We start from the raw sequence: 25,944 nt of genomic DNA on the forward strand, positions 1-25,944 counted from the left end.
GCCGCGGCCCCGTGGTCGAGGCGCGATCCGGGGCTAGTCCTGGACGGCGGCCGGGGTACTGCCGGTCTCCGGCTGCTCCCGGGTCTGCTCGTCCAGCTCGTCCAGCATCGACACCGCATCGGCGATCACCTCGTCGTCGCGGGTGCGCACGCCGTAGAGCAGCCAGCGCACCAGCGCGAGCTCCCCGGCCAGCAGCGCGCGGTCGGCCAGGAACGGGTCGGTCAGCTCGGTGCGCCGCAGCTGGTAGGCCTCCATGATCGCGTCCACCGCGTCCTGCGGGGCGGCGACCAGCAACCAGGACAGGTCGTCGGCGGGGTCGGCCACCTTCGCCTCGCCCCAGCTGAGCACCCCGGTGACCTCGCCGTCGGCGGCCAGCACGTGGTCGGCGGACAGGTCGCCGTGCACCATCACCGGGCTGAACTTCCACATCGCGACGTCCTCGAGCCGCTCCTCCCAGCGGCGCAGCAGCCCGGCGGGCACCCGGCCGGTGCGGGCGGCCTCGTCCACCTCGGACAGCCGGCGCGCGCGGTAGGTGGCGGCGTCGTAGATCGGCAGCCCGGCCTCCTCGGCCAGGGTGGGCGGCAGCTCGTGCAGGGCGGCGATCGCCCGGCCCAGCGCCGCCGCGGTGCCCGGACCCGGCCGCAACCGGTCCAGCGCCACCGGGTGACCCTTGAGCTGGCGGTACATCACCGCCCGGCCGCCCTCCTCCAGCGGGGCCGACCCGACCACCCGCGGCACGTCGAACGGCAGGGTGCCGTCGTCCACCGCCCGGGCCAGGCCCCCGAGCAGGACCAGCTCGGCCTCCAGGGCGGCACCGGCGGCGGAGGACCGGGGGGCACGGACCACCCAGCGGGCGTTCTTGGCGTCGGTCACCACCGCGATGTCGTCCTCGCCACCGAAGTCCGACGCGCGCACCGCCCGGGCGTCGAAGCCGGGGACGGCGACGGTCGCGAGCGCAGCGAGGGCGAGGGGTGAACGCACCCCCACAGGGTAGGCGGGTGGGCGGTGGCTCCGCCCGGGGCGGTGCCATTCCGGCGTGTCGGGTGCTTCGAGCGGCGGTGCCGGGCAGGGCGCGGGCGGGAGTGGGTGCCGCCACCTGTCACCGGGGACCGGCCTCTGCGACCGTCGGCCCGGGCGCGTACGGTGACGTGGTGCTCGACTCCGATCTTCCGCTGTCGCGCACGGTGACCGACCGTGCCGCCGACCTCCGCCGCGACCCCGGTCTGCTGGACCGCCTGCTCGACCTGCCCGGTTCCCGGGTGCTGTTGGTGAGCTCCGGGCAGGTGGTGGCCCGCTCGGACGGACGCCGGCCGGCACTGGTCTGGTTCGCCCCGGCCGAGGCCGCCCTGCGCGCACCGACCGGATCGCTGGCCGAACGGTGGGCCTTCCTCGGCTACGACGATGCCGACCAGGTGCCCGGGGTGGCGGTGACCGAGCCGGTCGAGCGCACCGGACCCGCGTATCTGGCCCACCACGTGCCGGACCCGGCGGTGGCCGCGCTGCCGGAGGGCACCAGCTGGATGCCGCTGCGGGACATCGGCGCCGAGCTGTCCGCCCGGGACGCCGGCCTGGCCACCGCCGCGGTGGCGCTGTACGAGTGGCACGTCCGGCACCCGCGCTGCCCGCGCTGCGGGGCGGTGACCTACACCGTCCAGTCCGGCTGGGTCCGGCGCTGCGTGGCGGACGGCACCGAGCACTACCCGCGCACCGACCCCGCGGTGATCATGGCGGTGATCGACGACGACGGCCGGTTGCTGCTGGCGAACTCCGCGGCCTGGCCGGCCCGGCGGTTCTCCACCCTGGCCGGGTTCGTCGAGCCCGGGGAGTCGGTGGAGCACGCGATCCGGCGCGAGGTGCGCGAGGAGTCCGCGGTGGTGGTCGGCGAGGTCGAGTACAAGGGCAGCCAGCCGTGGCCGTTCCCGGCGTCGCTGATGCTCGGCTTCCAGGCCCGCGCCCTGACCACGACGATCGCGGTGGACGGCGACGAGCTGGCCGCCGCGCAGTGGTTCACCCGGGCCGAGCTGCACCGCGCGGTCGCCGTGGGTGAGGTGGTACTGCCGCCGTCGACCTCGATCGCCCGGGCGCTGATCGAGGACTGGTTCGGCGGTCCGGTGCCGCCCGGGCCGGAGCCGGACGCCTGGCGGACCTCGGTGCCCGCCCCGGACCCGGCGGCCGGCAGCGGCCCCGCCGGTCACGCGGACGACGGCGGGGCCTGACCGGGCTCAGCCGGGTTCAGCCGGCAAGTGCCTGCTTGACCTGCACCAGCGAGGGGTTGGTCAGCGCCGACCCGTCCGGGAACAGCACGGTCGGCACGGTCTGGTTGCCGCCGTTGACCTGCTCGACGTAGGCCGCGGCCTGCGGCTGCTGCTCGATGTCCACCTCGGTGTAGCCGATCCCGGCGCTGTCGAGCTGGGTCTTCAGCCGGCGGCAGTAGCCGCACCAGGTGGTGGTGTACATCGTCACCGAGCCCGCGGCGGGCAGCTCCTGGGTCATCGTCGTCCTTTCCTCGGGGTGCTCGGGTGGCAACGCCCCGGCCGGTGCCGGGCATTCCCGCCGGTGGTCCCCAGCCGGTGCCGGGCTGTCCCCGGCAGGTGCGAGGATGCCAGGCGATGTCCCCCGACGATCTGCTCGACGCCCTCGACCCCGACCAGCGCGCGGTGGCCGGTGCGCTCACCGGCCCGGTCTGCGTGCTGGCCGGCGCCGGCACCGGCAAGACCCGCGCCATCACGCACCGGATCGCCTACGGCGTGCGCACCGGGGTGTACGCGCCGACCAGCGTGCTGGCCGTGACCTTCACCGCCCGGGCGGCGGGGGAGATGCGCACCCGGCTGCGCGACCTGGGGGTGGCGGGGGTGCAGGCCCGCACCTTCCACTCCGCGGCGCTGCGCCAGCTGCGGTACTTCTGGCCGCGGGTGGTGGGCGGTCCGGTGCCGGAGCTGCTGGCCCAGAAGGCCCCGGTGGTCGCCGACGCCTGCCACCGGCTGGGCCTGGCGGTCGACCGGGTCGCAGTGCGGGACCTGGCCTCGGAGATCGAGTGGGCCAAGGTCAGCCGGATCACCGCCGAGGACTACCAGACCGCCGCGGCCGCCGCCGGGCGCCCGGCCCCCGCCGGGCACGACCACCAGGTGATCGCCCGGCTGATCACCGCCTACGAGGACGCCAAGGACGCCCGCGGGGCGATGGACATGGAGGACATCCTCTGGCTGCTGGCCGGGATGCTGGTGGACAACGGCGCGGTCGCCGAGGAGGTCCGGTCCCAGTACCGCCGGTTCGTGGTGGACGAGTACCAGGACATCTCCCCGCTGCAGAAGTTCCTGCTGGACCAGTGGCTCGGCGGCCGGGACGAACTGTGCGTGGTCGGCGACCCGGCCCAGACCATCTACTCCTTCGCCGGGGCGACCCCGCACTACCTGACCCGGTTCACCGCCGAGCACCCCGGCGCCCAGGTGGTCCGGCTGGTCCGGGACTACCGCTCCACCCCGCAGGTGGTCGGCCTGGCGAACGAGGTGCTGCGCCGCGCACCGAAGGGCACCGGCTGGGCACCGCTGGAACTGGTCGCCCAGCGGCCGGCGGCCGGGCCGGTGCGGTTCGCGGTCTACGACGACGACGAGTCCGAGGCGGCCGGTGTCGCCACCCGGATCGGCCGGTTGATCGCCGCCGGGACCCGGCCCAGCCAGATCGCCGTGCTGTACCGGATCAACTCCCAGTCCGAGGCGTTCGAGCAGGCGCTGGCCGCCGCCGGGATCGGCTACGTGCTGCGCGGCGGGGAGCGGTTCTTCGCCCGGCGCGAGGTGCGGGACGCGATCGTCACCCTGCGCGGTGCGGCGGTGGCCGCCGACCCGGGCGACTCGATGCCGCAGGCCGCCCGGGACGCGCTGCGGGCGGTCGGCTGGTCGGAGGAACCGCCCGCCGCGCGCGGCGCCTCCCGCGAACGCTGGGACTCGCTGTCGGCACTGGTCGCCCTGGCCGACGAGCTGGCCGCCACCGCCGAGCGCGCCGGGGGCCGGGCCACCGTCGCCGATCTGGTCGCCGACCTGGACGAGCGCGCTGCCGCCCAGCACGCCCCCACCGTGGAGGGCGTGACCCTGGCGTCGCTGCACGCGGCCAAGGGCCTGGAGTGGGACGCGGTCTTCCTCACCGGGCTGAGCGAGGGCCTAGTGCCCTGGGCGTCGGCGGACACCACCGCAGACCTGGCCGAGGAGCGCCGGCTGCTGTACGTCGGCATCACCCGCGCGCGCGAGCACCTGGAACTGTCCTACGCGCGCTCCCGCACCCCGGGCGGCCGGGGCAACCGGCGGCGCTCGCGGTTCCTGGACGGGCTGTGGCCCAGCGACGGCCGGGGCCGGTTCGGCCGCCGGGAGACCGGATCGGTGCCGCGCACCACCGGCAATCCGGACCCGGCGCTGCTGGCTGCACTGACCCAGTGGCGCGAGGACCTGGCCCGCCGGACGTCCAAGCCGTCCTTCACCGTGCTGGGCGACGCCACGCTGGCCTCGATCGCCGAGCTGCGACCCGCCTCGGTGCCCGATCTGGCGCGGATCCACGGCATCGGACCGGCCAAGATCGACCGCTACGGCACCGAGCTGCTGGCGCTCGTCGCGGCCCACTCAGAAGTTTCTCGTTAATTCGGTTGTGCCGTCCTCGGCCTGCCGCCTACTGTGATTCCTGCCCGATGAGACAGGCCGTGCTGTGCCAAGCGCAGACCGGTCGGAGACGAGAGGAGGTGGACGTGGTGAAGAAGCTCAACATGATCGGTTCCGGTGCGGTCGCACTGCCGATCCAGGCGTCCACCTTCGGTTCGGTCCAGGGGAGTGGTGTGTCCGCGGTGCGGATCACCAGTGGCGGCACCGCCACCCTCGGCTTCACCGGTCGCCTGCGTGGCAGCGGTGATGCCCCCGCCCCCGACTCCGTCGGCCCAGGTCTGCTCGGCTAGAGCACCTGACCTGCAGGCCACGGAGTCCCCCGGATTCCGTGGCCTTTCTCTTTGTCCCGACCTGATGGCAGGGGCGAGGTGGGAGCAACGGGACCCGTCCGCCCCATCAGCTTTCGCTTCACATCAGGAGGACATCGTGCGGCTCACCACGCTGCTCGACACGGTCGGACTCGGCGGGTCCGGCCCCTGGCCCCCCGTCACGTCCGGCACCGACGACTTCGACACCCTGGTCGCGGGTCTGATCCCGTGCCGCTCCAACGACCCCGAGCTCTGGTTCGCCGAGCGCACCGCCGAGGTCGAGCGGGCCAAGGCGCTGTGCCGGGAGTGCCCGCTGCTGGAGGGCTGCCTGGCCGGCGCCCTCGAACGGCAGGAGCCCTGGGGGGTCTGGGGCGGTCAGGTGTTCGTCGCGGGACAGGTGGTCGCGGTCAAGCGCGGCCGCGGCCGGCCCCGCAAGGACGCAACCCCGGCGGCCTGAGATGACTCAGGTCCCGGTCACCGTTCCCGTCGGCAGGGCGGCGCACCCGCACTCCGGGTGCGCCGCCCAGGCCCGCAGCCTCGGCTCCACCGACGGCAACGGCAGCTCGTACTGGCGGCCGTCGGTCACCGGCTGATCGCCGTCCACCAGACTCAGCACCTCCGCGGCGGCCAGGCCACCGGCCACCGCCGCCAGCACCACCGGCTCCGCACCGGCATCGTCGCCGGCACGCAGCAGCCCCAGCACCCGCGGCCACCGCGGGTCCAGGTCGGCCCGGGCCAGCTCCACACACCGTGGACAGCACGCCCCGCCCGGCCGGGCCGTCGGCCCCACCAGCGCATCCGCCTCCCGCAGCACCACCGGCACCTGTGCGGTGCCCGCGGACAACAACGCCTGCGTGCGCTCCGGGTCGACCGCGTCGCCGTCGACGGTGACCACCACCTCCGGTTCCGGACCGGACCGCTCCGCCGTCCCGGTGCGCACCCCTGGCGCAGTCGACCGCAGCAGCGCGGCCACCGCGGTCGTCCGGCGACGGCCCACCTCGCCCGGACCCAGCCCGGTGCCCAGATCCGTCCCGCGCACCCGGTGCCGGTCGGCCAGCAGGACGGTGCCGATCCCGGCCGAGGCCAGCAACACGGCCACCTGCACGCCGGTACGGCCCAGCCCGTGCACGGCCACGGTCGCCGCGGCCCGGCGCTCCCGGATCGCGCGCGGATCACCGTCCCGGGCCAGGGCGGTGACCCGGCAGTCCGGCACCAGGCGTTCGGGCACCGGCAGATCGCGGGGCACCGGCGGGCGCAGCAGTCCCAGGGTGCCGAGTTCGGCCAGCACCGGTGCGGGCAGGACGAGGCGCAACGAGCGTTCCGTGCCGCGCAGCACCGCCCGGCACTGCACCGGGCTCAGGCCGTGCAGGCGCACCGCCCAGCGCGGGTCGGTGCCGATCTGGACCTCGTCCTCGCCGGTGCGCACCAGCCGCAGTCCCCGTCGTAGCCGCATCGCGCCACCTCCTCCGGCAGCACGGTGGCACGGGGCCGGGGACCCGCCCCGGTTGTCCACAGTGGGAGTGGTCAGGCCTTGCCGAGGATCCGGTTCAGCTTGGTCCCGCACTCGGGGCAGACGCCCTTGGCCATCCGGCGGCCGGAGTCGGCGACCACGACATCGCCGGTGGTCTCGCGCTTCTCCTTGCACTTCACGCAGTAGAACTCGCCGGTGTAGGTGTCGGACATCGGGTCTCCTCGATCCGGTCGGGGGCGGGCGGAGGAGCCAGTATCCCGGTCGCGGGGGTTCGTGGGCGAGCCCCGTGCGGGTGGAACCGGCCGGCGGCGTGTCGGCCCCGGTGCGCCGCGCTGATCTGCGGACCCGCTACGGTGCTGTCCGTGCGTCAGCACCCCGAGCAGAACGGCGGGCCGGAGACGACCGGTGCCGCCTCCGGGGCGAGCGCGCCGGACACCGCCGACCTGCTGCCCGGGCCGGTGGAGGTGCGCCGGTCCCGTCGTCGCTCGCGCACCGTCACCGCTTTCCGGGAGAACGGCCGCACCGTGGTCGCGATCCCGGCCCGGTTCACCCGGGCGCAGGAGCGCGAGTGGGTCCGCCGGATGGTCGAGCGGCTGGCCCGGCAGGAGCAGCGCCGCCGGCCGTCGGACGAGGGCCTGGTGCAGCGCGCCGCGGAACTGTCCGAGCGCTACCTGGGTGGCCGGGCGGTGCCGTCCTCGGTGCGCTGGTCGTCCAACCAGGGACAGCGCTGGGGCTCGTGCAGCCTGGGCGACGGCAGCATCCGGATCTCCGACCGGCTGCGCGGGATGCCGTCCTGGGTGACCGACTACGTGCTGCTGCACGAACTGAACCACCTGTTGCACGCCGGGCACGGACCGGAGTTCTGGGCCGAACTCGACTCCTACCCGCGCACCGAGCGGGCGCGCGGGTTCCTGGACGGCTGGTCCTTCGCCGACCGCGAGGGTGGCCGCCCGCAGTCCACCGACGAGGAGGACGCCGAGTAGCGGCTCAGTCCTGCTGCTCGTCGTCCTCGCCGAGGATCTCCGCCAGCGCCCGGTCCAGGTCGGCGTGCTCGTCCTGCGCGGCCCGGCGCCGGCCCTGGTACCCGGCCGGGTCGTCCAGGTCCTCGGCGGTGGGCAGCAGATCCGGGTGGTCCCAGACCGCGTCCCGGCCCTGCGGGCCCGACTCGCGCGAGATCAGCGCCCACAGCGCGGCGGCGTCCCGGGACCGGCGCGGCCGCAGCTCCAGCCCGACCAGGGTGGCGAAGGTCTGCTCGGCCGGGCCACCGGCGGCCCGGCGGCGCCGGATCATCTCCCGCAGCTGCACCGTGTGCGGCAGGTGCGGCAGGGTCGCCGCGGCGGTCACCTCGTCCACCCAGCCCTCGACCAGCGCCAGCGCGGTCTCCAGCCGGCCCAGCACCGCCTGCTGCTCGGGCGTGTTCTGCGGGGCGAACACCCCGGAGGACAGTGCACCCTGCAGCGCCTGCGGGTCGGTGGGGTCGATCTGGCGGACCGACTCCTCCAGGCTCTCCAGGTCGATCGAGATGCCCCGGGCGTAGGCGTCGACCGCGCCCAGCAGGTGCGCGCGCAGCCAGCCGACGTGGGTGAACAGCCGGGCGTGCGCCGCCTCGCGCACCGCCAGGAACAGCCGGACCTCCTCCAGCGGGATCTCCAGCCCCTCGGCGAAGTCCGCGACGTTGCCCGGCACCAGCGCGGTGGCGGGGGAGTGCACCAGCGGCAGCCCGACATCGGTCAGGCCGAACACCTCCCGGGCCAGCGACCCGGCGGCCTGCCCGACCTGCATCCCGAACACCAGCGAGCCGAGCTGGCGCATCATGGTCTGCGGGTCGAAGCCGCCGGGCAGCCCGGGCGGCAGCTCCATCGACTCCGGCAGCTGGCTGGACAGGGTCTCGGCCAGGGCGGTCGACATCGAGGTCGCCACCGGCTCGGTCAGCGCCCGCCAGGTCGGCAGGGTCTGCTCCACCCACTCCGAGCGGGACAGTGCCCGGGCGGTGCCCCCGGATGGCGGCAGATCGGTCGCGGCGTCCAGCCACAGCTCCGCCACCGACAGTGCGTCGGTCACCTCGCGGGTCTGCTGCGCGCTGAGCACCGGGTCGCCGCCGGTCACGGCGATCTGCCGGGCGGCGTCGTGCGCCACGTCCCAGTTCACCGGGCCGTCGCCACTGGACGCGAGCATCCGCTGCACCTGGCCGATCATCTGCTGCAGCGCGGCCGGGTCATTGGGCAGACCGGAGGCGGCGGCCATCTGCGCCGGGTCCAGGCCCTGGGCCCGCATCTGGCGGAGCGCCTCGTCGGCCTCGGGCCCGAACATCTGCCGCAGCATCTGCTCCCAGGCGGAACCCTCCGGCTGACCGGAGGTGGGGGTGACATCGTCCATCGGAGCTCCCGGTGTTCGTGGTCGCACCACGGTAACGACCTCGGCCGCCACCCGCCCCGGGCGGACCGGTGCGGTTCGCTCAGGGCGCAGCGCCGGCCAGGTCCCTCCCAGCTCGGTGCGGCATGATCGTCCGGTGTCCGATCCGCACCCGACCTGGTCCCCGGCCGACCCGACGCGCCCGCTGGACGTCTTCGGCCCGGATGAGCCGCCCCGCGCCCCGGTCACCCGGCGCGCCGCGCTGCTCACCTTCGGCATGCTCGGCTCGGCCCTGTTGCTGCTGGCCACCCTGCTGCTGCCGGTGCCCTATGCGGTGAACGGCCCCGGGCCGACCCTGGACACCCTGGGCGAGTACGACGGCGAACCGCTGATCAGCATCACCGGCGCCGAGACCTACGACTCCACCGGCGAGCTGCGCCTGACCACGGTGTCCACCACCGGCGGCCCCGGTTTCCCGTCCTCCGCGGTCGGCGTGCTGTCCGGCTGGCTGAGCGGCTCGACCCAGGTGCTGCCCGCCGAGTTCGTGTTCCCGCAGGGCGCGACCCAGGAGCAGATCGACGAGCAGAACCAGGCGCAGATGACCTCCTCGCAGGAGAACGCCACCGTCGCCGCGCTGGAGGAGCTGGGCTACGACGTGCCCACCACCATGACCATCGCCGGCACGGTCGAGGGCAGCGGCGCCCAGGACCTGCTGACCGAGGGCGACGTGCTGCGCAGCGTGGACGGCCAGGCGCTCGACTCCTACGCCCAGCTGATCGACCTGCTGGCCGCCACCGACCCCGGCACCACCCTGACCCTGGGCATCGAGCGGGACGGGCAGCCGCAGGACGTCCCGGTGGTGACCGGGGCCAAGGACGGCGGCGGCAGCCAGCTCGGGGTGTACATCGACCCGGAGTTCGACCTGCCGGTGCAGGTGTCGATCCAGATCGAGCGGATCGGCGGGTCCAGCGCGGGCACCATGTTCGCGCTCGGGATCATCGACCGGCTCACCCCGCAGGACGAGGCGAACGGCGAGCGGATCGCGGGCACCGGCACGATGGACCTGAACGGCGACGTCGGTCCGATCGGCGGCATCCGGCAGAAGATGGCCGGGGCGGTGCGGGACGGGGCGACCTGGTTCCTGGCCCCGGCGGACAACTGCGACGAGGTGGTCGGCCACGTCCCGGACGGGCTCCGGGTGGTCCGGATCGACACCCTGCACGGCGCGCGCGAGGCGGTCGAGGCGATCGGGTCCGGCCAGGCCGACGACCTGCCGACCTGCACCGGCTGACCGGCCGGGCCGGCACCAGGGCTCAGGCCAGGGTCGCCCGCAGCGCCTCGATCAGCCCGGGCACCGCATCCGGTCCCTGGCCCACCGCCTGGTCGGCGTCCAGCGCCCGCTGCCGAATCGCGCACCAGGACGACCCGTCGCGCAGCACGCCGACCGCCAGGCGCACGTCCTGCCGGTCCGGGTGCGCCATCAGCGCGGCCACCGCCTGCTGCGGGTCCTCGGGCAGCGACTCCTCCGCCTCCGGGGGCAACACCACCCGCTCGACGGTGATCGCGGCGCCGTCGACCGTCTCCGGCCAGGCGATCGCGCCCAGCAGGCCCTCCAGGTCGTCGGAGGCCGGCAGCCCCTCCTGCTCGACCGAGGTCAGGTGCTCGGGATCGGCGGAGGCGGCGGCCAACACCTCCGGCGGGAGCTGACCGGCCAGCGCCGGTTCGGCCGCCAGGGCGCTCGCGGTGCGGACCAGCGCGAACACCCGCACCGGTCCGTCCCAGCCGCCGGAGGCGACGTGCCGCTCGATCTCCACCACGGCCTGCGCCAGGGCGGACGGGACGGGGGTGGCGCCGGCGGCCGGATCGGTGTTCGCTGTCACGGGCGCCATCCTCGCATCGCTGGACCGCTGCTGTGGGAACCTGTGGGTCACCTGGCACGTTGTCCCGCACAGGGCGCGACGCGCGCCTGACTTGTTCGCCGACGACGAGGAACCATCGTGGCCTTCGCCAACCCGTCAGCTTCCCGGCCGCAGGGCCCACGCCCGCCACGGCCGTCCGGAGGTGGCGCACGCCGCCGCCGCAACCCCCTGGTCATCACCGCGCTGGTGCTGGTCGCGATCGTGCTGGTCGTGATCCTGCTGGCGCAGTTCTGGACCGAGGTGATGTGGTTCGACCAGCTCGGGTTCTCCACCGTGCTGTGGACCGAGTGGGGCACCCGGGCCGCCCTGTTCGCCGCCGGGTTCCTGGTGATGGGCGGTGCGGTCTTCGCCGCGCTGACCGTCGCCTACAAGAGCCGGCCGATCTACGCCCCGTCCAACCGGGAGCAGGTCAGCCTGGACGCCTACCGCGAGGCGATCGAGCCGCTGCGCAAGGTCGTCGTGATCGCCGCGCCCGCGGTGCTCGGCCTGTTCGCGGGGGTCGCGGCCTCCCAGCAGTGGAGCACCGTCCAGCTCTGGCTGAACAGCACGCCGGTCGGCACCGATGACCCGCAGTACGGCATCGACCTCGGCTTCTACCTGTTCCAGCTGCCGGGCATCCGGTTCGTGGTGTCCTTCGTGATGGCGGTGGTGGTGCTCTCCGGCATCGCCGCGCTGGTCACCCAGTACCTGTACGGCGGGCTGCGGATCGGCCCGGCGAACGGCACCCCGCGGATGACCAAGGCCGCCCGGGTCCAACTGTCGGTGATCGCCGCCGTGCTGATGCTGCTGATCGCGGCGAACTACTGGCTGGACCAGTACTCGGTGCTGACCAGCCAGGGCGACCGGTTCGAGGGCGCGTCCTACACCGACGTCAACGCGGTCATCCCGTCCAAGCAGATCCTGGCGGCGGTCGCCGTGCTGGTCGCGCTGATGTTCGTGTTCACCGCGGTGCGCGGCACCTGGCGGGTCCCGGCGCTGGGCGTCGGCCTGATGGTGGTCGGCGCGGTCGCGATCGGCGGGATCTACCCGGCGGTGGTGCAGCGGTTCCAGGTGAACCCGAACCAGCAGGAGTCCGAGGCGCCGTACATCCAGCGCAACATCGACGCCACGCTGGCCGCGTACAACCTGGAGGACGTCGAGGTCAGCTCCTACAACGCGAAGACCGACGCCACCCCCGGCGCGCTGCGCGAGGACGCCGAGACCACCGCCTCGATCCGGCTGCTGGACCCGCAGGAGGTCTCGCCGTCCTTCCGCCAGCTGGAGCAGATCCGCGGGTTCTACTCCTTCGCCGACACCCTCTCGGTCGACCGGTACGAGATCGACGGCGAGAGCCGGGACACCGTGATCGCGGTGCGCGAGATCGACCTGGACGGCCTGGACGCCAACCGGCGGAACTGGAACTCCGACGCCACGATCTACACCCACGGCTACGGGGTGGTCGCCGCCTACGGCAACACCACCACCTCCACCGGTGCCCCCGACTTCTGGGAGGCCGGCATCCCGTCCACCGGTGAGCTCGGCGAGTACGAGCCGCGGATCTACTTCGGCCAGAACTCGCCGGAGTACTCGATCGTCGGTGCCCCGGAGGGGGAGGACAGCTGGGAGTTCGACTACCCGAGCGACGACGCCGAGAACGGCGCGGTCACCACGACCTTCCCGACCAACGAGGTCTCGGCCGGCCCGGAGATCAGCAACCTGTGGACCAAGCTGCTGTACTCGATCAAGTTCGGCTCCGAGCAGATCCTGTTCTCCGACCGGGTCAACTCCGAGTCGCAGATCCTCTACGACCGTGACCCGGTCGAGCGGGTGCAGAAGGTCGCCCCGTACCTGACCCTGGACGGCCGGGTGTACCCCGCCGTGGTCGACGGCCGGGTGGTGTGGATGGTCGACGGGTACACCACCTCCGACCAGTACCCCTACGCCGCGCGCCAGTCGCTGGAGGACGCCACCACCGACTCGCTGACCGAGACCTCCCGGACCGTGCAGGCCCTGGAGCCGCGGACGGTGAACTACATCCGCAACTCGGTCAAGGCCACGGTCGACGCCTACGACGGCACCGTCACGCTGTACGCCTGGGACACCGAGGACCCGGTGCTGCAGACCTGGGCCAAGGTCTTCGACAACACCCTGACCCCGGCCTCCGAGATCAGCTCCGACCTGATGAGCCACATCCGGTACCCGGAGGACCTGTTCAAGGTGCAGCGCACCCTGCTCGGCCAGTACCACGTGACCGACCCGAACACCTTCTTCACCGGCTCGGACTTCTGGCGCACGCCGAACGACCCGACCGCCGGTGAGTCGGCCGGGGTCGCGCAGCCGCCGTACTACCTGACCCTGCAGATGCCGGGCCAGGATCAGGCCAGCTTCTCGCTGATGTCGACCTACATCCCCAGCGGTGGCAATGCCCGGGACGTGCTCACCGGGTACATCGCGGTCGATGCCGAGGCCGGATCGGAGGCCGGTAATCCCGCCGAGGGCTACGGCAAGATCAGGCTGCTCGAGCTACCACGCGACTCGACCATCCCCGGCCCGAACCAGATGAACAACAACTTCAGTTCGACCCCCGCGGTCTCCAACGAGCTGAACATCCTGGAACGCGGCGGATCCTCGGTGATCCGCGGGAACCTGCTCACCCTGCCGGTCGGCGGTGGTCTGCTCTACGTCCAACCGGTGTACGTGCAGGCGTCCAGCGGTACCCAGGTCCCGCTGCTGCAGCGCGTCCTGGTCGCCTTCGGTGACGAGATCGGCTTCGCCAGCACCCTGGACGAGGCACTCGACCAAGTCTTCGGCGGCGACTCCGGGACCCAAGCGGGTGATGCCGGCAACGAGATCGTCGAACCCGACACCGGGGGCGATACCGACGGTGATACCGGCGGCACACCGGATCCGGACGCCACGGACACCCCGGAGCCGGACGCCACCGAGTCGCCCAGCGGCGACGCGACCACCCGTCGCACCGACGCGCTGAACCGGGCCCAGCAGGCGCTGCAGGACGGGCAGGAGGCGTTGGCCAACAACGACTTCGCCGCCTACGGCGAGGCCCAGGACCGGTTGCAGCAGGCTCTGGAGGACGCCATCGCCGCGGACACCGAGAGCGGCTCCGGCGGCTGACCCGCCCGGCGCCCGGACGGGTCGGGGTCACCACCCGTTCCGGCGCCGACGACACCCAGCAGGACCCGGTCGCAGCACGCGGCCGGGTCCTGCTGCATGTACGGCCCTGGCCATGACCGCCTCCCGGACCCATCCGCGTGCCGAGGGCGCAGTTCCGGTTGCTCCAGCGCGCTGACGGCCACCGCGAACTGCGCCCTCGGCGACGGGCGCCACGGCCAGGGGGGCGCGAGGTGCGGGTGGTGGACGTGCGGCCGGTGGCGGCGAGCACAGCGCGCTGGTCGCGGTGCTGGTCCGGCAGGACGGATGTGAGCCAGCGCACCCCGGAACGATTTGGCCCCGGGGACAGCCTGGCGTAACGTAGTGCTCACCGACGCGGGGTGGAGCAGCTCGGTAGCTCGCTGGGCTCATAACCCAGAGGTCGCAGGTTCAAATCCTGCCCCCGCTACACAGTGCCGATGTAGATCGGTGACGAAGGCCCGGACCACGCGGTCCGGGCCTTCGTCGTTCCCACGAATCCCCGTCGCTGACTCCGGCCCCGGGGCCACTGGCCGGGCCTGCGCGGGGTGGGCAACGGGTGTGCCACGCGTCGTTCCCCGTGCGCCCTCGCCGGGCTTTGGACTGTGACGTCCGTGGATCGCTCGGCCGAGCGGGTGGCCCGGTCCGGCGCCGACTGATCCGGGTCCGGCCGCGTGCCTTCTCCCGACCGGGTGACTCCAGCACCTAGGTCCCGGGACGGGCGCCAGCCGTAGGTCTAGCGTCCGCCTCGACCTGTCGACGAGGCCGGGGAGCCAGCCGTGACAGACATCAGGACAGTAGCGAGCGGCCCTGAGGTCGGCGTGCTCGACGACGCGGCCGTGAAGCACGTCCGATCTTGCGCTGCGGTCCGACGGCGACGACAACGGGTGCGCAGGACCTCGGCTGACGGCCGGCGGCCGGGCCTGGCGGCGCGCACGGTCCGAGCGGGCATGCAGCTGCCCGGCCGCCAGTGGAGAAGGCCGGGCAACTGGGCGGTTGAGCCGGAGGTCAGCGAGCGACGCCGGGAACGCCGGCACCAACCGGGGCGGCCGCGAACGTGGTGTTCTCCCACTTCCAGGCCTCGATGCGCGGGCCGACCCACAGCAGGTAGATCCCCAGGGTGATCACCGACAGCAGGAACCACTTGATCCACAGGCCGAAGAGGCCCGTGGCAGTGCCGGTGAAGACCAACGGCTGGCCGTCGGGGTCTGCGGATCTCGCAACCACCCAAGGGATGTAGTCCTGGACGCGCCACCAGATGTAGTGCGCAGAACTACATCTGGCTTGAAGGCCCCTGACGATGAGCACGTCGAAGAGCCGCGAGGGCTGCGGGAGGATCCTCCGCAAGCTGCGCAGCGAGGCAGGCATGACGCGGACCGAACTTGCTGAGAAGGTCGGCTACGGCCGCGGCGGCCGCATCGCGCTGGCGAAGGTTGAGCGTGGCCTGGCAGAGCCGACGCCGGAGCGGCTCGCGGGCCTATGCGCCGCGCCGCACATCAGACCCGAGGACCTCGACGCTCGGGTTGCACTGGCCGTGGCGAAGGATGCCTCCGATCGAGGGGACGTCCCGCCCAACGACTACGTGCTAGCAGTCCTCACCGCGTGCGAGGGGGACGCGAACGCCCGGTGCCTCCGCGAGCTAGCAGCCGACGCCGCCGAGCTGGAGGAACGCGCAGTGGAGCACGTCGACGCGCTCTCAGCTGCTGCCGGAGGCGCTTATGGCCTGCTGGTCGAGCCGTTGGTCGCGCTGATCCCCCGAATCTCCGGACTTCGCGAACCGGCGATGGTCTCGCGCCTGTGCGCGCCGCGGGTCGCTGGGCAGATCGACGTCCAGATCCAGAGGACCAGCAGCACGCTCGTCATGAGCGCCACCACCTTCGGCCTGGGGCCGGGTGCGGGCGCGCTCGGTGATCTCGCGAGTCCGCGGTCTACGCGACCGTGAGGAGGCACGCCCATGCGTCGACCGGCAAGGGGCGATCTCCGAACTGCACGGGGTCGCCCAGGTCAACGCGGTCCATGCCCGCCTCGGCCTGGGGGCCAAGGCGAACGGCGGGTTCGGCGCGGCTGGCGGGCAGAACCTGCTTCGCGCCGTCGACGTGGCGCCGCGAGTGCTGGAAATGAGCGGCGCTGTGCTCATGCATACTGTCCGCGCTGTCGCGCAAGCCCGGGAGCAATCCGTCGCGCTGGAGAGGGCGGAGCGCGCGCATGCGCAGACGCGTGCCGAGCTCGAGAAGTCCTGGCAGTGGTCCGCACAGCAGGCGGAAGGCTTGCGCCTGCTCGCTGACGCCGGCGGGGCCCTCATGACCGAGATCGCCCGAACCATCCCGGACTCCGGGGGTGTGCGCTGGGATGACCTTGAGGAGACGACGCGCGGGTGCCTGGTGCAGGCCCTCGAACTGGCCGGGGTCGCCCAGGCCGTCGAGGCGCTGCCGATCTGGCCGACCGAGGAGCTGCGGGACGCCACCGCCACCGATGGCGAGCTGCCCGCCGCCGAGCCGGAGGGCCACGTGGCCGTCCACTGCGCTGAAGAGAGGGTCGTCGAGAGCTGGGTCGAGCCCGTACTTCAGCGCGCTCGGAACCTAGCCGCGCGGGCGTAGCCCGGGGGGCGCGTCGCACATACGTAGCGTGCCAGAGCGTGTTGCGCACCCTGCTCATTCCTCGGCCACCGCCTGCGCGGTATGCGTGGCCCATCCGCCCTCGCGGACCAGTACTCCGCGCGCTGGCGACGGATCGTTCCCGCCGTAGGCAGTTCGCTCCTCCGCTGCTCGTCCTGCCGCAGCGGCAGGGCCAAAGGTGCCGGAGGTCATGTGCGGGACGCGCCGGTCAACCTCAGCCTCCCCAGCATCGAGAAGCGCGCATAGCTAGCCAAACTCTGTCGAGGCGCATGCGAGCTCGGCCGTCGCAGGCGCCCACCTGCGCACGCGTTCGCTCTGCGAAGAGGCGGCCCGGAACCGGCAGCCGCGATGCGAGGCGACGTGCGGGAGAAGGCTCGATCTCGTCTCGGGGCGGCAGGTGCGCCGCGAGTGGAACGGAGACCACTCGTTGCTGACCTGGCACGACTGCGAGTTTCGGCCGGGCCCAGGCATGGACGCTGACAAGTACGGCTGCAGCTCTCGAGTCCGGCCGAGTCCGACCGGGCCGGGCCGTGTCACCCATTCGGCCAGCGTTGTCGGACCGGCGCGCTACGGTCGGACGCACCATGCACTCAACCCCCGAAGTCGAAGGTCGCTTCCGCTGGTGGGACGAAGCTCTTCGCCGCGCGTACTTCGCCCAGCCCGGCAAGCCGTGCGTGCTCGCCGTCGATGGAGACGAGCTCGCACGAATGGCGCCGGACCTGGAAGACGCCGCGGCAGATCTCACACGCGCGGTCCGCCGCGTTGCGGGGATACCGTCCAGCAGCGACTACTTCCCAGGCACCACCGAACGATACGAGAAGTGGAAGAAGCACGGTTGCGAGGGGCTACCTCCCGTGCTGCCGCTTCTCGCTCTCTCTGTGCTGGCGGCGACCCGGATGCACGGCAGCGGCCCCTACTCCAGGAGCAACTACTACATCCGGCTAAGCGAGCTCCTAGCGGCAGCTGGCGCACCGGGCAGCGTCGAAGAGATCCGCTATCAGGTGCAGAGGCGTTTCGGCAGCGTGGCCGGGATGTGGCGGGACCTGCATGAGTATCTCCGCAGGCATCCCGAGCACGGCGAGTCGACGATCCGCGAGCACCCGAGCCTCACGATCATCGGGTACCCGCTGTCACAAGCGCTTGTCCGCAAGTCCGACCGAGCCGTGCTCACGCACTTCTTCTCCAAGCTGGCCCTGGGCGCTCAGCGCGACATCCCCGGTGATTCGCTCCTGGCGACCCTGCGTCTCTGGGCAAGCCGCCCCCGCGGATTTAGCGATCCCTTCGTCCGTGCGATCCGCGATGACGAGGTCAAGGCCCTAGTCCTCCCGATCGTGCTCGGCCTCATGCACTCATGGGACGGCCGCGTGCTCGGCCCGGAAGGGCGCAGCCAGGTCACTGCACGGCTCGCGATCGATCCGGATAGGTGGTCCGCATGGTGGGTCGTCGAGGCCGTGGCCGCGACAGGTGGCACCGTCAAGGGAACCGTTGGCGGGCGCCAAGTCGAGGTGCAAGTCTCAAGGAGAGAAGGAGAGACGTACGCCACACTGGGAGGCCTCCCGGGCAGCAGCGGGCCTCTCTGCAGATCTGGGTTCGAGCTGCGGAGTGATGGGGCGACGGTGGTCGCGCGACGCGCGGGACTGGTGTTTTTCGCCGAGGATCCTGCGCTCGGTGCCTGGCTCTCGCGAGACTCCATGTCGCCGTACGAAGAGCACATCGTCGCCGCGTCTGCAGACGTCTCCTCGGCCTTTCGCGAGGCACTGGAGACGGCCGCAGAGCCTGGGTGGCGCGAGTTGCGGCAGCGCCCGGAGTCGCCGCTGATGACCGGCTACGTCATCTATCGCAGGGTCCGGTTCTCGCGTGACACCCGACTGGACGCCGTCGTCCAGAAGTTCCCCTCGCTCGCCACAACCGGCCTGAGGCCTGATGACACCGTCCGCGCACGACTCGTCAACGGCCTTCGTGTCGCCCGTGAGATGAGCAGCAACTGCTACCTCATTGGCGGCGCACCAGATCTGCTGCTGCCGTCGGGCCCTGAATCACGCCGCGTCACGGTGACTCTGGATGGTGCCACCCAGCAGTTCCGGGCCACGGGATTCCCAATCCCTCTCTGCCGTGTCCGCGGGCTTGAACCTGGCCCCCATACCGTGCAGGTCGAGGGCCAGACCCTGACCTTTCATCTGGTGAAAGATGACCCCGCGCCGGAGGAGGCAATCGCCGCAGAAGGGCTGGGCTGGGATGCGAATGGCAGCCTCTCGACAGCGACTGCCGATACGCTCGCACGTGGCGCTGTCGTCGCGGGCGTTGACATCCTCCGCCCCGTCTTTCCTCAGCGCAGGCAGGACGAGACGGCGATGATCCACCGCGACGGGCGCTGGCAGCACGTCAGCGAGCCCGGGTGCCCCGCCTTCCTGGACGGCCATGTCCCACCGTCCCCCCGTTTCGAGCTTCTCGCCCCGCCATCGGCGGTCTGGCTCGTCGAGCGCCGGGGTGCGCGCTGGCGGGTGCACAAGCTGGCTGAAGAGGCACCGGCCTTCTCAGCGTCCTCGCTGTCCACCACCGACCGCGAATCCTGGCGCCGCCTCGTCGGTAACGGACCCGAGCACGACACACTGTGGTGGATGTACCTGCAGGCAGCGGGGGTCGACGCGTGATCGGCGACCGGCTGCTCTCCTGGATGTCGGCGACCGGCTCTGGGTCCGTCAGGGACCTCCGGCGGCGCGTCCAGTGGATGGCCCGTACCAGCGACGCAGACCACAGCGCGCAGGCCGCCGCGCGCTGGGTTCGGGACATGTCGACTCTCGGCCATTGCGAGGTCGACTGGCAGGCAGACCGATGGTCCATCGCCCCACCCGCGCTGGCTGTGCTCCCCTGCTCCGACGGGCGAGCTGCGTTAGTCGGTTCCCGCCGCGCGGCGCTGCTCGACCGATTGGAGGGGAGCAGCTTGTGGATCGAGCATCTTGTGCAGGAGCCCTCTGGCGACGACTTACCGCTGCCGACAACCGTCCTGGTGAGCTACGACTCGTACGACTCGCTCGCGGCCGAGGCCGTGCGCATCGGAGCAGCATTCGGTGGGTGCGCCGCGGTGAGGCTGGCCGCGCGGGTGCCGAGAGTCGTCCATGGGGCCGCCGCCGCGCCACCCCCCTGGTCCAGCACCACCCTGGAGCGATTCGAGGGCCTGAGTCGCCCCTACTTCAGGCCGGAAGCCATCCCCGCCGGAGGCCGTGCCCGAGACGGCTTGTACCGGATGGAGGTGCTGGGTCGGCACGCCTACCTGCTCATGCGCGACGGTGCCTGGCATCACTGTGGCCGTGCGGAAGGCGTCTACCTTGAGCTCGCCCGCTGGGGGGAGACCACCCTCCGCTATCGGCCCGACGCCGCCGGCTACCCGGAGTCCGGGAGCCTCTTCGTCGACTGGGGGGCACCGCTCCCGCTGCTCCAGGCGCGCGCGCTAGTGCTCTGCAGCGGCAAGGTGCCCCGGTTCGGGCAGGCCGGTCAAACAACGATCTACGGCAACGTTCCGGTCAAGGTGGCCCACCTGGTGGCCGACACACTGATGCAGAAGCTGGTCATGCTGTGACTGGCGTGAAGCAAGGGGATGGGGATTGATGGACAGCACCAGCGGAGGAGAGCGTCGGCTCAACCCCCTCGGCACGTTCAACAGGCTTCGCGAGGCGTACTTCAAGTATTACAACACGCCCTTCGGGCTCGCGAACCGCCAGCTGGAGGAAGAGCGCCGCATGCTCCTCGACCGTGACGGCGGTGTGTTCCGCAGCCCGCACATCGAGCTCCGCCCGGAGTACGTCACGGCTGCCCGTACTCTCGGCGAGTCCGTCAGCGCCTCGGGTGCCTCGCCGGAGCTCGACGAGTTTGCGCAGTGCGGGCTCTTCCCACCTGGGACCACCCTGTACCGCCACCAGGAGGAAGCGCTCGCGGCCGGGGTCGCCAACGGCCGGCACATGGTGATCACGGCGGGCACCGGGTCGGGCAAGACAGAGTCGTTCCTGCTCCCTGTGCTGTCGACTCTGCTCGAGGAGTCCAGGGCGTGGCGGGGCGCGCCCGCGCCGCATCAGCCATCACCTTGGTGGCGGAGTGACGCCGAGCCCTTCGCCGCGCAGCGGGATGGCGAGCACGGCCGGCCTCAGGCCGTGCGGACGCTGATCTTGTACCCGATGAACGCGCTGGTCGATGACCAGCTCATCCGCCTACGGCGTGCGCTCGACAGTGATGCTGCCCGTAGCTGGCTCGACACCCACCGCCGGGGGCACCGGTTCTACTTCGGGCGCTATACCGGGTCGACGCCTGTCACGGGCGCGCCGGGCAATGGCCTCGCCGTCAAGGATCTGCGCCACTACCTCAGGGAGACCGAAACAAGGTCGAACCGTGCGAGGGAGCTTGCTCTGGCCCCCGGTGCGGACCCGGATACCCAGTACTTCGTGCCGCGGCTCGACGGCGCTGAGATGCGGTCCCGCTGGGACATGTCTGCAGCGCCGCCGGACGTCCTCATCACCAACTACTCAATGCTCAACGTCATGCTTCTCCGGGAGAGGGACGATCTCTTCTTCGACTCCACAAAGGCGTGGCTGGATGAGAACCCGGCGAACCGGTTCACACTCGTCGTTGACGAACTGCACATGTATCGCGGCACCGCAGGCACCGAGGTGGCCTACCTCCTGCGGCAGCTTCGTCACCGGCTAGGGCTCGGCGACCGGCCCGAACAGTTCCGCGTTCTCGCGGCATCCGCCTCTCTGGACCCCGCTCGCGACCAGCGCTACCTGGCGAGCTTCTTTGATGTCGAGCCAAGCAAGTTTGAGTTCGTGCGAGGACACCTTGTGCCGTCGCTCCCCGCGGCGGCGAGCGCGGTGCCGCCGGCGCAGATCCTCGACGCCCCCGACGCACCTGCGGCCGCCGCCCTGGCGCGGAGCACGGGGCTCATGTCCGCCATCAGGACCGCCCTGCACGAGGGCGGCGGCACCGGCGCCTCCAAGACTGTGGGCGACCTTGCCCAGCAGCTGTTCCCTGAAGCCTCATCAGACGAGGGGGAGCAGGCTGTGGCGCGCATCCTTGAAGGACTCGCAGCTGACCCGGAACCCGGTGACCCGCGGCTCCGGGTACACATGTTCTTCCGCAACGTCCCAGGTGTCTGGGCGTGCTCCAATCCCGAGTGCGGCAGAGTCCCCTCTGACCACCGCGAAGGGCGAGGAGTCGGCTGGCTCTACGCCGAGCCGGTCAGCCGCTGCGGCTGCGGCAGCCGCGTGCTCGAGCTGCTTTACTGCCAGAACTGCGGTGATGTGTTCCTCGGGGGCTTCGCGCCGGAGGGTGCCACGCAGAGGAGCGCGGTAGACACAACACTCCTCGCCGACGTCCCAGAGCTAGCAAAGCTCCCCGACCAGGTCTCACTCGAGAGGACCGCCGCGAACTACGTCGTCTACTGGCCAGACCGGCGGCCCACCCTCGATCGTCTGGACAAGGCGGTATGGGGCACCAAGAAGACCGCCGAGTTCGCGTTCAGGAAGTCGGAGCTCAAGCCCGGCACCGGTGGTTTGCGCAACACCGAGGCCGAGGCCACAGGCTGGAGCTTCCACGTGACCGTCGCCCCTGGCTCCAAGGACGGGCCGGCCGCTCACGAGCTCAGCCCGTTCCCCACGCAGTGCCCCTCGTGCGGGGACGACTGGGAGATCAAGTTCAGCCACGAGCGCAACGGGATGCTTCCTGTGACAGATCCCCTGCGGAAGCGTTCCCCGATCCGTGCGATGCGTACCGGTTTCGAGAAGATCAACCAGGTGCTCATCACCGAGCTCGCTGGAGACCTCGCCGAGGATGATCGCAAGGTGATCGTCTTCACCGACAGCCGCCAGGACGCAGCAAAGCTGTCCTCAGGCCTGGGGCTGCGTCACTACCAGGACCTGCTGCGGCTGCTCCTCGTCCAGCGGCTCACAGCGGCAGGGGACCCCTCCGAGGACGTGCGGCTGGCCAGAGGCAACGTGATGGATGGCGCCAGGACGGACGCATCCTGGGAGGCAATCGCGCGGCTAAGGGAGAGAGACCCCGCCACATGGTCGGAGCTCCGGGACTACTGGGGCGGCCAGCCAGGTGCGACGGACGAGCTCCTGGCCCGCCTCGAGCTGCGCCTGAGCTCTCAGCCAAGCATCGCTGAGATCTCGAGTGCGCTGACGAGCGACCTGCTCGCTCTGGGCATGAACCCCGGCGGTCCGCACGCTGGTCTGCAGCAGACAAGGGAAAAGGCCCCACGCCCGTGGACGTCCTGCTACGACTGGGACGCCACGCCACCCGCCGAGCGCGGCGGGCTGACGCCGGCGCAGAGGACGCTGCTCCAGGACATCCAGCAGTCCCTGATCAAGGAGCTGCTCGACGGGCTGTTCTCCGGTGCGGGTCGCGACTTCGAGTCGCTCGGGCTCGGCTGGCTCACGCTCCAAGGCGACACGGCCAGACCTGACATTGATCCGTCGAGCCCTCTCGCGCACGTGCGGGCAGCGCTGCGCGTGCTCGCCGACCAGCGGCGGTTCTTCGGGCTCCGGGACGGCAGGCAGGACCCGACCGCTCGTCTCCGGTCGCTGTGGGCCGCGGTCGAGCGCGAGGGAGGGCCCGACCAGGCCTCGATGCGGGATCTCGTCCTCGCCCAGGCGGGCGGTGCGATCACCGACTACCTCATCGACCCGGCCAAGGTGATCCTGCGGCGCGGTGGGCAAGAAGGGTGGGCCTGCCCCAAATGCAAGCGGACGCACCTCGCGCGGGGCTGCGGGCTGTGCACCAGATGTGGGACGCCGCTACCTGCCGATGCTGCGCCGATCGACAGGCAGGACGACTACTACGCGTGGAAGGCCATCAGCGGGGACGGGCGGTTCCGGCTCCACTGCGCGGAGCTGTCCGGCCAGACGGACCGGGTCGACGCCCAGTCGCGCCAGAGCCGGTTCCAGGGTGTGTTCCTCGACAAGCGGGAACAGGAGCTCCCGGACGGCATCGACCTGCTCTCGGTCACGACGACGATGGAGGCTGGAGTCGACATCGGCTCGCTGTCGGTCGTCGTGCTGGGCAACATGCCGCCCACGCGCTTCAACTACCAGCAGCGTGTCGGGCGCGCCGGCCGGAGGAACGCACCTGTCGCCGTCGCGCTCACCGTCTGCCGCGGCCGCAGCCACGACGAGTATTACTTCAGCAGGCCCGAGAAGATCACGAACGAGCCCACGCCGAAGCCGTACCTCGCCCTGAAGCAGCGCGAGATCTTCGACAGAGCACTCCGCAGCTACGTCCTGCACACCGCCATGCGGTCCCTCAGTGCCCACCTCGACTCTGATCCTGACGTCGACTTCACGGCGACAGCGAACGTCCACGGCGCGTTCGGCAAGACCTCTCAGTGGCAAGTGCTGCGGCCGCATCTCACACGTTGGCTGGACGGCCACAGGGAGGAGGTTCGGGCCGGTGCAGTCGCTCTGGCGCGAAGCACTCCGTTCGAGGGTGAAGCCGTGCACATCGCCGAGGAGCTGTGCGGCGCCCTTGTGCCGCAGGTCGACGAGGCGGTTACCACGGGAGTCCACGAGGACCTCAGCCAGCGGCTCGCTGAGGTGGGGCTACTTCCCATGTTCGGTTTCCCTAGCAGCGTGAGGTACCTGCACCTCCGGCGCCCCGTCAGGGCCTATCCCTGGCCACCTGCTGCCACCATCGACCGAGACCTCCCGATGGCGGTCACGCAGTTCGCCCCGATGAGCGAGATCGTCAAGGACGGCCGCGTCTATACCGTGGTCGGTGTCTCCGCGTTCGAGCCAAGACGGCCGCGGCCTCGCGCCGCCGCCGACCCCCTCGGTGCGTCGCGCGCCGTCGCTGTCTGCCGGGCCTGCTCCTACCTGCACGACGCTGAGGCGGAGGCCAGCGAAGAGCAAGAGGCATGCCCTCGCTGCGGGGCGGGGCCCGACAGCTTCAGGTCGATGCCGCTGCGCGAGCCGCTGGGCTTCCGTGCAAGCTCGAAGGTCCGCGACTTCGATGGCAACTTCTCCTGGACTGCCCGCGCCATGGCGGCTCGAGCGCACACCGATCTGACAGCACTGAGCAAGCAGCCGACGGGGGCCGGTGTCGTGCACGCCGGGCCGGGCCGCCGCTACGTCATCAACGACAACGGCGGAAAGCTCTTCGGCTTCGTCGGAACGCCTCACGACGAGCCAGACTGGGGTGGCTTCATCTCGACTGACGCTGTCAAGCGTGACCTCGTTTACGGCAAGGACCCGGTAGGCGAACCCTTCGAGGTTGCACTCGGCGCGGTCCAGCCAACGGACTTCCTGTTCTGGGGACCCGACCAGCCCGTGCGGGCGACGGAGGGCATCCGTCTCAACCTAGCGGCTGGGGCTCGTCAACCGTCGGGCGCGCGGGAGTCTGGCGAGGGCCGCCGAGGTGCGTGGTACAGCTTGGCCTTCCTGCTCCGGACAGCGGCAGCGTCGTGGCTTGACATCCAGCCCTTGGAGCTCACCGCAGGCATCTACTCCGGGCGTGTCGACGACCAGCCAGCGATCTTCGCGTTCATCGCAGACACCCTCGAGAACGGTGCGGGTTTCTGCACCCACCTCGGCACAGCGGGCCTCGCCGAGTACCAGGAGGCTATTGCCAAGCTCCTGAGGGACCTGGAGGAGGAGGGCCACGCCCAGGAGTGCACAGCGTCGTGCTACCGGTGCCTGCGGGACTACGGGAACATGGCGTACCACGCCCTGCTGGACTGGCGGCTGGCGCGGGACCTCTACCGCTTGCTTGAGGGCGGGCCGCTGGCGGTCGATACCGATGCTGAGAGAAAGGCGATCGCGTCCTGGTCCGAGTCGTTCGGGGCGCAGATCGTCGAGGGTGCCCCGGCTGCGATGGCGCATCTCAACCACCCGAAGTACGGCAGCATCGCCATCGTTGCCAAGCATCCCCTCGAGGCGTCAGAGACGACGCTGATCTCGCAGAGGATGCGGGATGCCCAAGTGTTCGCAGAAGCGAACCTCGGCGACCTTGACGGTGTTGTCTTTGTCGACACGTTCACGCTCGACCGCGACCCTCGCCGGGTCCTGGAGATGTGCGAGGAGGTCGAGAGGTAGAACGACGCGCTATGGAGGCACCCTGCGGATGGCTCGCTCCGTCGTCGGCTTGGAGGCTGGCTCGGTGCGGCGCGTCCGCCGTGCCGTCCGCGGCGCCTGTTGCGCCCCCTGCTGGGCCCGTCACGAGCGCGGGCTCAGCAGCGCACGCGGCGGTGGCCGCATGGGTGGAGCTCGGGCTGTGGCGGCGCCCGGAGCCTCATCTGGAGCGTCTGTTGAGCCGGACTCGGTAGAGGGCGAGGTCCTGCGAGTCGAAGTGGCAGAGAACGGCGCCATGGCAGTGCGGCTAATGACACCCGACGGCCCGGCCTGGCTCACCCACCTCGAGCCGGAGATGCTGCGCGGGATCGTGGCGGTCGGGTGCCACCTCCGCGCCGTCCGCGTGATCCGCCGCTTGTCATCCCCGGTGACGTGGCACGCGACGCATCACACGCGG

19 protein-coding genes and 1 tRNA gene are annotated in these 25,944 nt (G+C 71.6%); 13 read left to right on the forward strand and 7 right to left on the reverse strand.

Annotated elements, in window-relative coordinates; translation table 11 throughout:
• Positions 1-33: 33 nt before the first annotated feature.
• Positions 34-981: a phosphotransferase gene (locus HGA03_RS06895; protein WP_203767570.1), complete on the reverse strand. Its 948-nt coding sequence runs from the start codon at positions 979-981 to the stop codon at positions 34-36.
• A gap of 170 nt (positions 982-1,151) precedes the next feature.
• Here HGA03_RS06895 and nudC point away from each other — a divergent pair, with 170 nt between their 5' ends.
• On the forward strand, positions 1,152-2,216 hold the full coding sequence (gene nudC / locus HGA03_RS06900; protein WP_239073660.1) for an NAD(+) diphosphatase: 1,065 nt from the start codon (positions 1,152-1,154) through the stop codon (positions 2,214-2,216).
• Between the two features lie 16 nt (positions 2,217-2,232).
• On the opposite strand, the gene HGA03_RS06905 is transcribed toward nudC, so the two are convergent.
• The gene (locus tag HGA03_RS06905; RefSeq protein ID WP_168629536.1) at positions 2,233-2,493 is read right to left on the reverse strand and encodes a mycoredoxin; all 261 of its coding nucleotides are present in this window, start codon (positions 2,491-2,493) and stop codon (positions 2,233-2,235) included.
• Between the two features lie 116 nt (positions 2,494-2,609).
• Here HGA03_RS06905 and HGA03_RS06910 point away from each other — a divergent pair, with 116 nt between their 5' ends.
• From HGA03_RS06910 to HGA03_RS18800, 3 genes are all read left to right on the forward strand, one after another.
• The gene (locus HGA03_RS06910; protein ID WP_168629537.1) at positions 2,610-4,625 is read left to right on the forward strand and encodes an ATP-dependent helicase; all 2,016 of its coding nucleotides are present in this window, start codon (positions 2,610-2,612) and stop codon (positions 4,623-4,625) included.
• Between the two features lie 107 nt (positions 4,626-4,732).
• Positions 4,733-4,933, forward strand: a complete 201-nt coding sequence (locus HGA03_RS06915; protein WP_168629538.1) for a hypothetical protein — start codon at positions 4,733-4,735, stop codon at positions 4,931-4,933.
• A 136-nt stretch (positions 4,934-5,069) separates the two neighbouring features.
• Positions 5,070-5,408 carry a WhiB family transcriptional regulator gene (locus tag HGA03_RS18800; protein WP_275407607.1) on the forward strand — a complete coding sequence of 113 codons (339 nt, stop codon included), beginning with the start codon at positions 5,070-5,072 and terminating at the stop codon, positions 5,406-5,408.
• Between the two features lie 6 nt (positions 5,409-5,414).
• Here HGA03_RS18800 and HGA03_RS06925 read toward each other — a convergent pair whose 3' ends face one another.
• Together HGA03_RS06925 and HGA03_RS06930 are read right to left on the reverse strand one after the other, a co-directional pair.
• The gene (locus tag HGA03_RS06925; protein WP_168629540.1) at positions 5,415-6,404 is read right to left on the reverse strand and encodes a ThiF family adenylyltransferase; all 990 of its coding nucleotides are present in this window, start codon (positions 6,402-6,404) and stop codon (positions 5,415-5,417) included.
• Positions 6,405-6,475: 71 nt separating this feature from the next.
• The gene (locus HGA03_RS06930) at positions 6,476-6,634 is read right to left on the reverse strand and encodes a DUF5679 domain-containing protein (protein ID WP_168629541.1); all 159 of its coding nucleotides are present in this window, start codon (positions 6,632-6,634) and stop codon (positions 6,476-6,478) included.
• A gap of 231 nt (positions 6,635-6,865) precedes the next feature.
• Between HGA03_RS06930 and HGA03_RS06935 the strand changes: the two genes are divergently transcribed.
• Positions 6,866-7,405: a YgjP-like metallopeptidase domain-containing protein gene (locus HGA03_RS06935; protein WP_210732321.1), complete on the forward strand. Its 540-nt coding sequence runs from the start codon at positions 6,866-6,868 to the stop codon at positions 7,403-7,405.
• 4 nt (positions 7,406-7,409) lie between these two features.
• On the opposite strand, the gene HGA03_RS06940 is transcribed toward HGA03_RS06935, so the two are convergent.
• Positions 7,410-8,798 (reverse strand): zinc-dependent metalloprotease, encoded by a 1,389-nt coding sequence (locus tag HGA03_RS06940; RefSeq protein ID WP_168629542.1) that lies wholly within the window; start codon positions 8,796-8,798, stop codon positions 7,410-7,412.
• A 133-nt stretch (positions 8,799-8,931) separates the two neighbouring features.
• Here HGA03_RS06940 and HGA03_RS06945 point away from each other — a divergent pair, with 133 nt between their 5' ends.
• Positions 8,932-10,065, forward strand: coding sequence for a YlbL family protein (locus HGA03_RS06945; RefSeq protein WP_239073661.1), 1,134 nt, complete (start codon positions 8,932-8,934; stop codon positions 10,063-10,065).
• Between the two features lie 22 nt (positions 10,066-10,087).
• Here the strand turns inward: HGA03_RS06945 and HGA03_RS18425 are convergent, their stop codons facing one another.
• A complete protein-coding gene (locus HGA03_RS18425; protein ID WP_239073662.1) occupies positions 10,088-10,654 on the reverse strand; it encodes a PPA1309 family protein in 567 nt (188 codons plus the stop codon).
• 117 nt (positions 10,655-10,771) lie between these two features.
• Between HGA03_RS18425 and HGA03_RS06955 the strand changes: the two genes are divergently transcribed.
• Entirely contained in the window at positions 10,772-13,804 is a 3,033-nt protein-coding gene (locus HGA03_RS06955; protein WP_168629543.1) for a UPF0182 family membrane protein, read from the forward strand.
• Positions 13,805-14,175: 371 nt separating this feature from the next.
• A tRNA-Met gene (locus HGA03_RS06960) sits at positions 14,176-14,249 on the forward strand.
• A gap of 578 nt (positions 14,250-14,827) precedes the next feature.
• On the opposite strand, the gene HGA03_RS06965 is transcribed toward HGA03_RS06960, so the two are convergent.
• On the reverse strand, positions 14,828-15,187 hold the full coding sequence (locus HGA03_RS06965; RefSeq protein ID WP_168629544.1) for a DUF898 family protein: 360 nt from the start codon (positions 15,185-15,187) through the stop codon (positions 14,828-14,830).
• Between HGA03_RS06965 and HGA03_RS06970 the strand changes: the two genes are divergently transcribed.
• The 5 genes from HGA03_RS06970 (at position 15,186) to HGA03_RS06990 (ending at position 25,511) form a co-directional block, all read left to right on the forward strand.
• Positions 15,186-15,761 (forward strand): helix-turn-helix domain-containing protein, encoded by a 576-nt coding sequence (locus HGA03_RS06970; protein WP_168629545.1) that lies wholly within the window; start codon positions 15,186-15,188, stop codon positions 15,759-15,761. The two genes, HGA03_RS06965 and HGA03_RS06970, sit on opposite strands and share 2 nt — an antisense overlap.
• Positions 15,727-16,416, forward strand: a complete 690-nt coding sequence (locus HGA03_RS06975) for a hypothetical protein (RefSeq protein ID WP_168629546.1) — start codon at positions 15,727-15,729, stop codon at positions 16,414-16,416. The genes HGA03_RS06970 and HGA03_RS06975 overlap by 35 nt, the downstream gene beginning before the upstream one ends.
• 602 nt (positions 16,417-17,018) lie before the next feature.
• The gene (locus HGA03_RS06980) at positions 17,019-19,085 is read left to right on the forward strand and encodes a hypothetical protein (protein WP_168629547.1); all 2,067 of its coding nucleotides are present in this window, start codon (positions 17,019-17,021) and stop codon (positions 19,083-19,085) included.
• Positions 19,082-20,011, forward strand: a complete 930-nt coding sequence (locus HGA03_RS06985; protein ID WP_168629548.1) for a hypothetical protein — start codon at positions 19,082-19,084, stop codon at positions 20,009-20,011. The genes HGA03_RS06980 and HGA03_RS06985 overlap by 4 nt, the downstream gene beginning before the upstream one ends.
• A 28-nt stretch (positions 20,012-20,039) precedes the next feature.
• Complete coding sequence (locus HGA03_RS06990) at positions 20,040-25,511, forward strand: DEAD/DEAH box helicase (RefSeq protein ID WP_168629549.1); 5,472 nt, start codon at positions 20,040-20,042, stop codon at positions 25,509-25,511.
• Positions 25,512-25,944 lie beyond the last annotated feature (433 nt).

The sequence above is a fragment of the Cellulomonas denverensis genome (assembly GCF_012396125.1).
GTDB lineage: Bacteria > Actinomycetota > Actinomycetes > Actinomycetales > Cellulomonadaceae > Cellulomonas > Cellulomonas denverensis.

Excerpts from the sequence above, each read along its gene's own strand:
- HGA03_RS06905 (WP_168629536.1), bottom strand. The coding sequence starts at position 2,493 with ATGACCCAGGAGCTGCCCGCCGCGGGCTCGGTGACGATGTACACCACC.
- HGA03_RS06910 (WP_168629537.1), top strand. The coding sequence starts at position 2,610 with ATGTCCCCCGACGATCTGCTCGACGCCCTCGACCCCGACCAGCGCGCG.
- HGA03_RS06925 (WP_168629540.1), bottom strand. The coding sequence starts at position 6,404 with ATGCGGCTACGACGGGGACTGCGGCTGGTGCGCACCGGCGAGGACGAG.
- HGA03_RS06930 (WP_168629541.1), bottom strand. The coding sequence starts at position 6,634 with ATGTCCGACACCTACACCGGCGAGTTCTACTGCGTGAAGTGCAAGGAG.
- HGA03_RS06940 (WP_168629542.1), bottom strand. The coding sequence starts at position 8,798 with ATGGACGATGTCACCCCCACCTCCGGTCAGCCGGAGGGTTCCGCCTGG.
- HGA03_RS06970 (WP_168629545.1), top strand. The coding sequence starts at position 15,186 with ATGACGCGGACCGAACTTGCTGAGAAGGTCGGCTACGGCCGCGGCGGC.
- HGA03_RS06965 (WP_168629544.1), bottom strand. The coding sequence starts at position 15,187 with ATGCCTGCCTCGCTGCGCAGCTTGCGGAGGATCCTCCCGCAGCCCTCG.
- HGA03_RS06980 (WP_168629547.1), top strand. The coding sequence starts at position 17,019 with ATGCACTCAACCCCCGAAGTCGAAGGTCGCTTCCGCTGGTGGGACGAA.
- HGA03_RS06990 (WP_168629549.1), top strand. The coding sequence starts at position 20,040 with ATGGACAGCACCAGCGGAGGAGAGCGTCGGCTCAACCCCCTCGGCACG.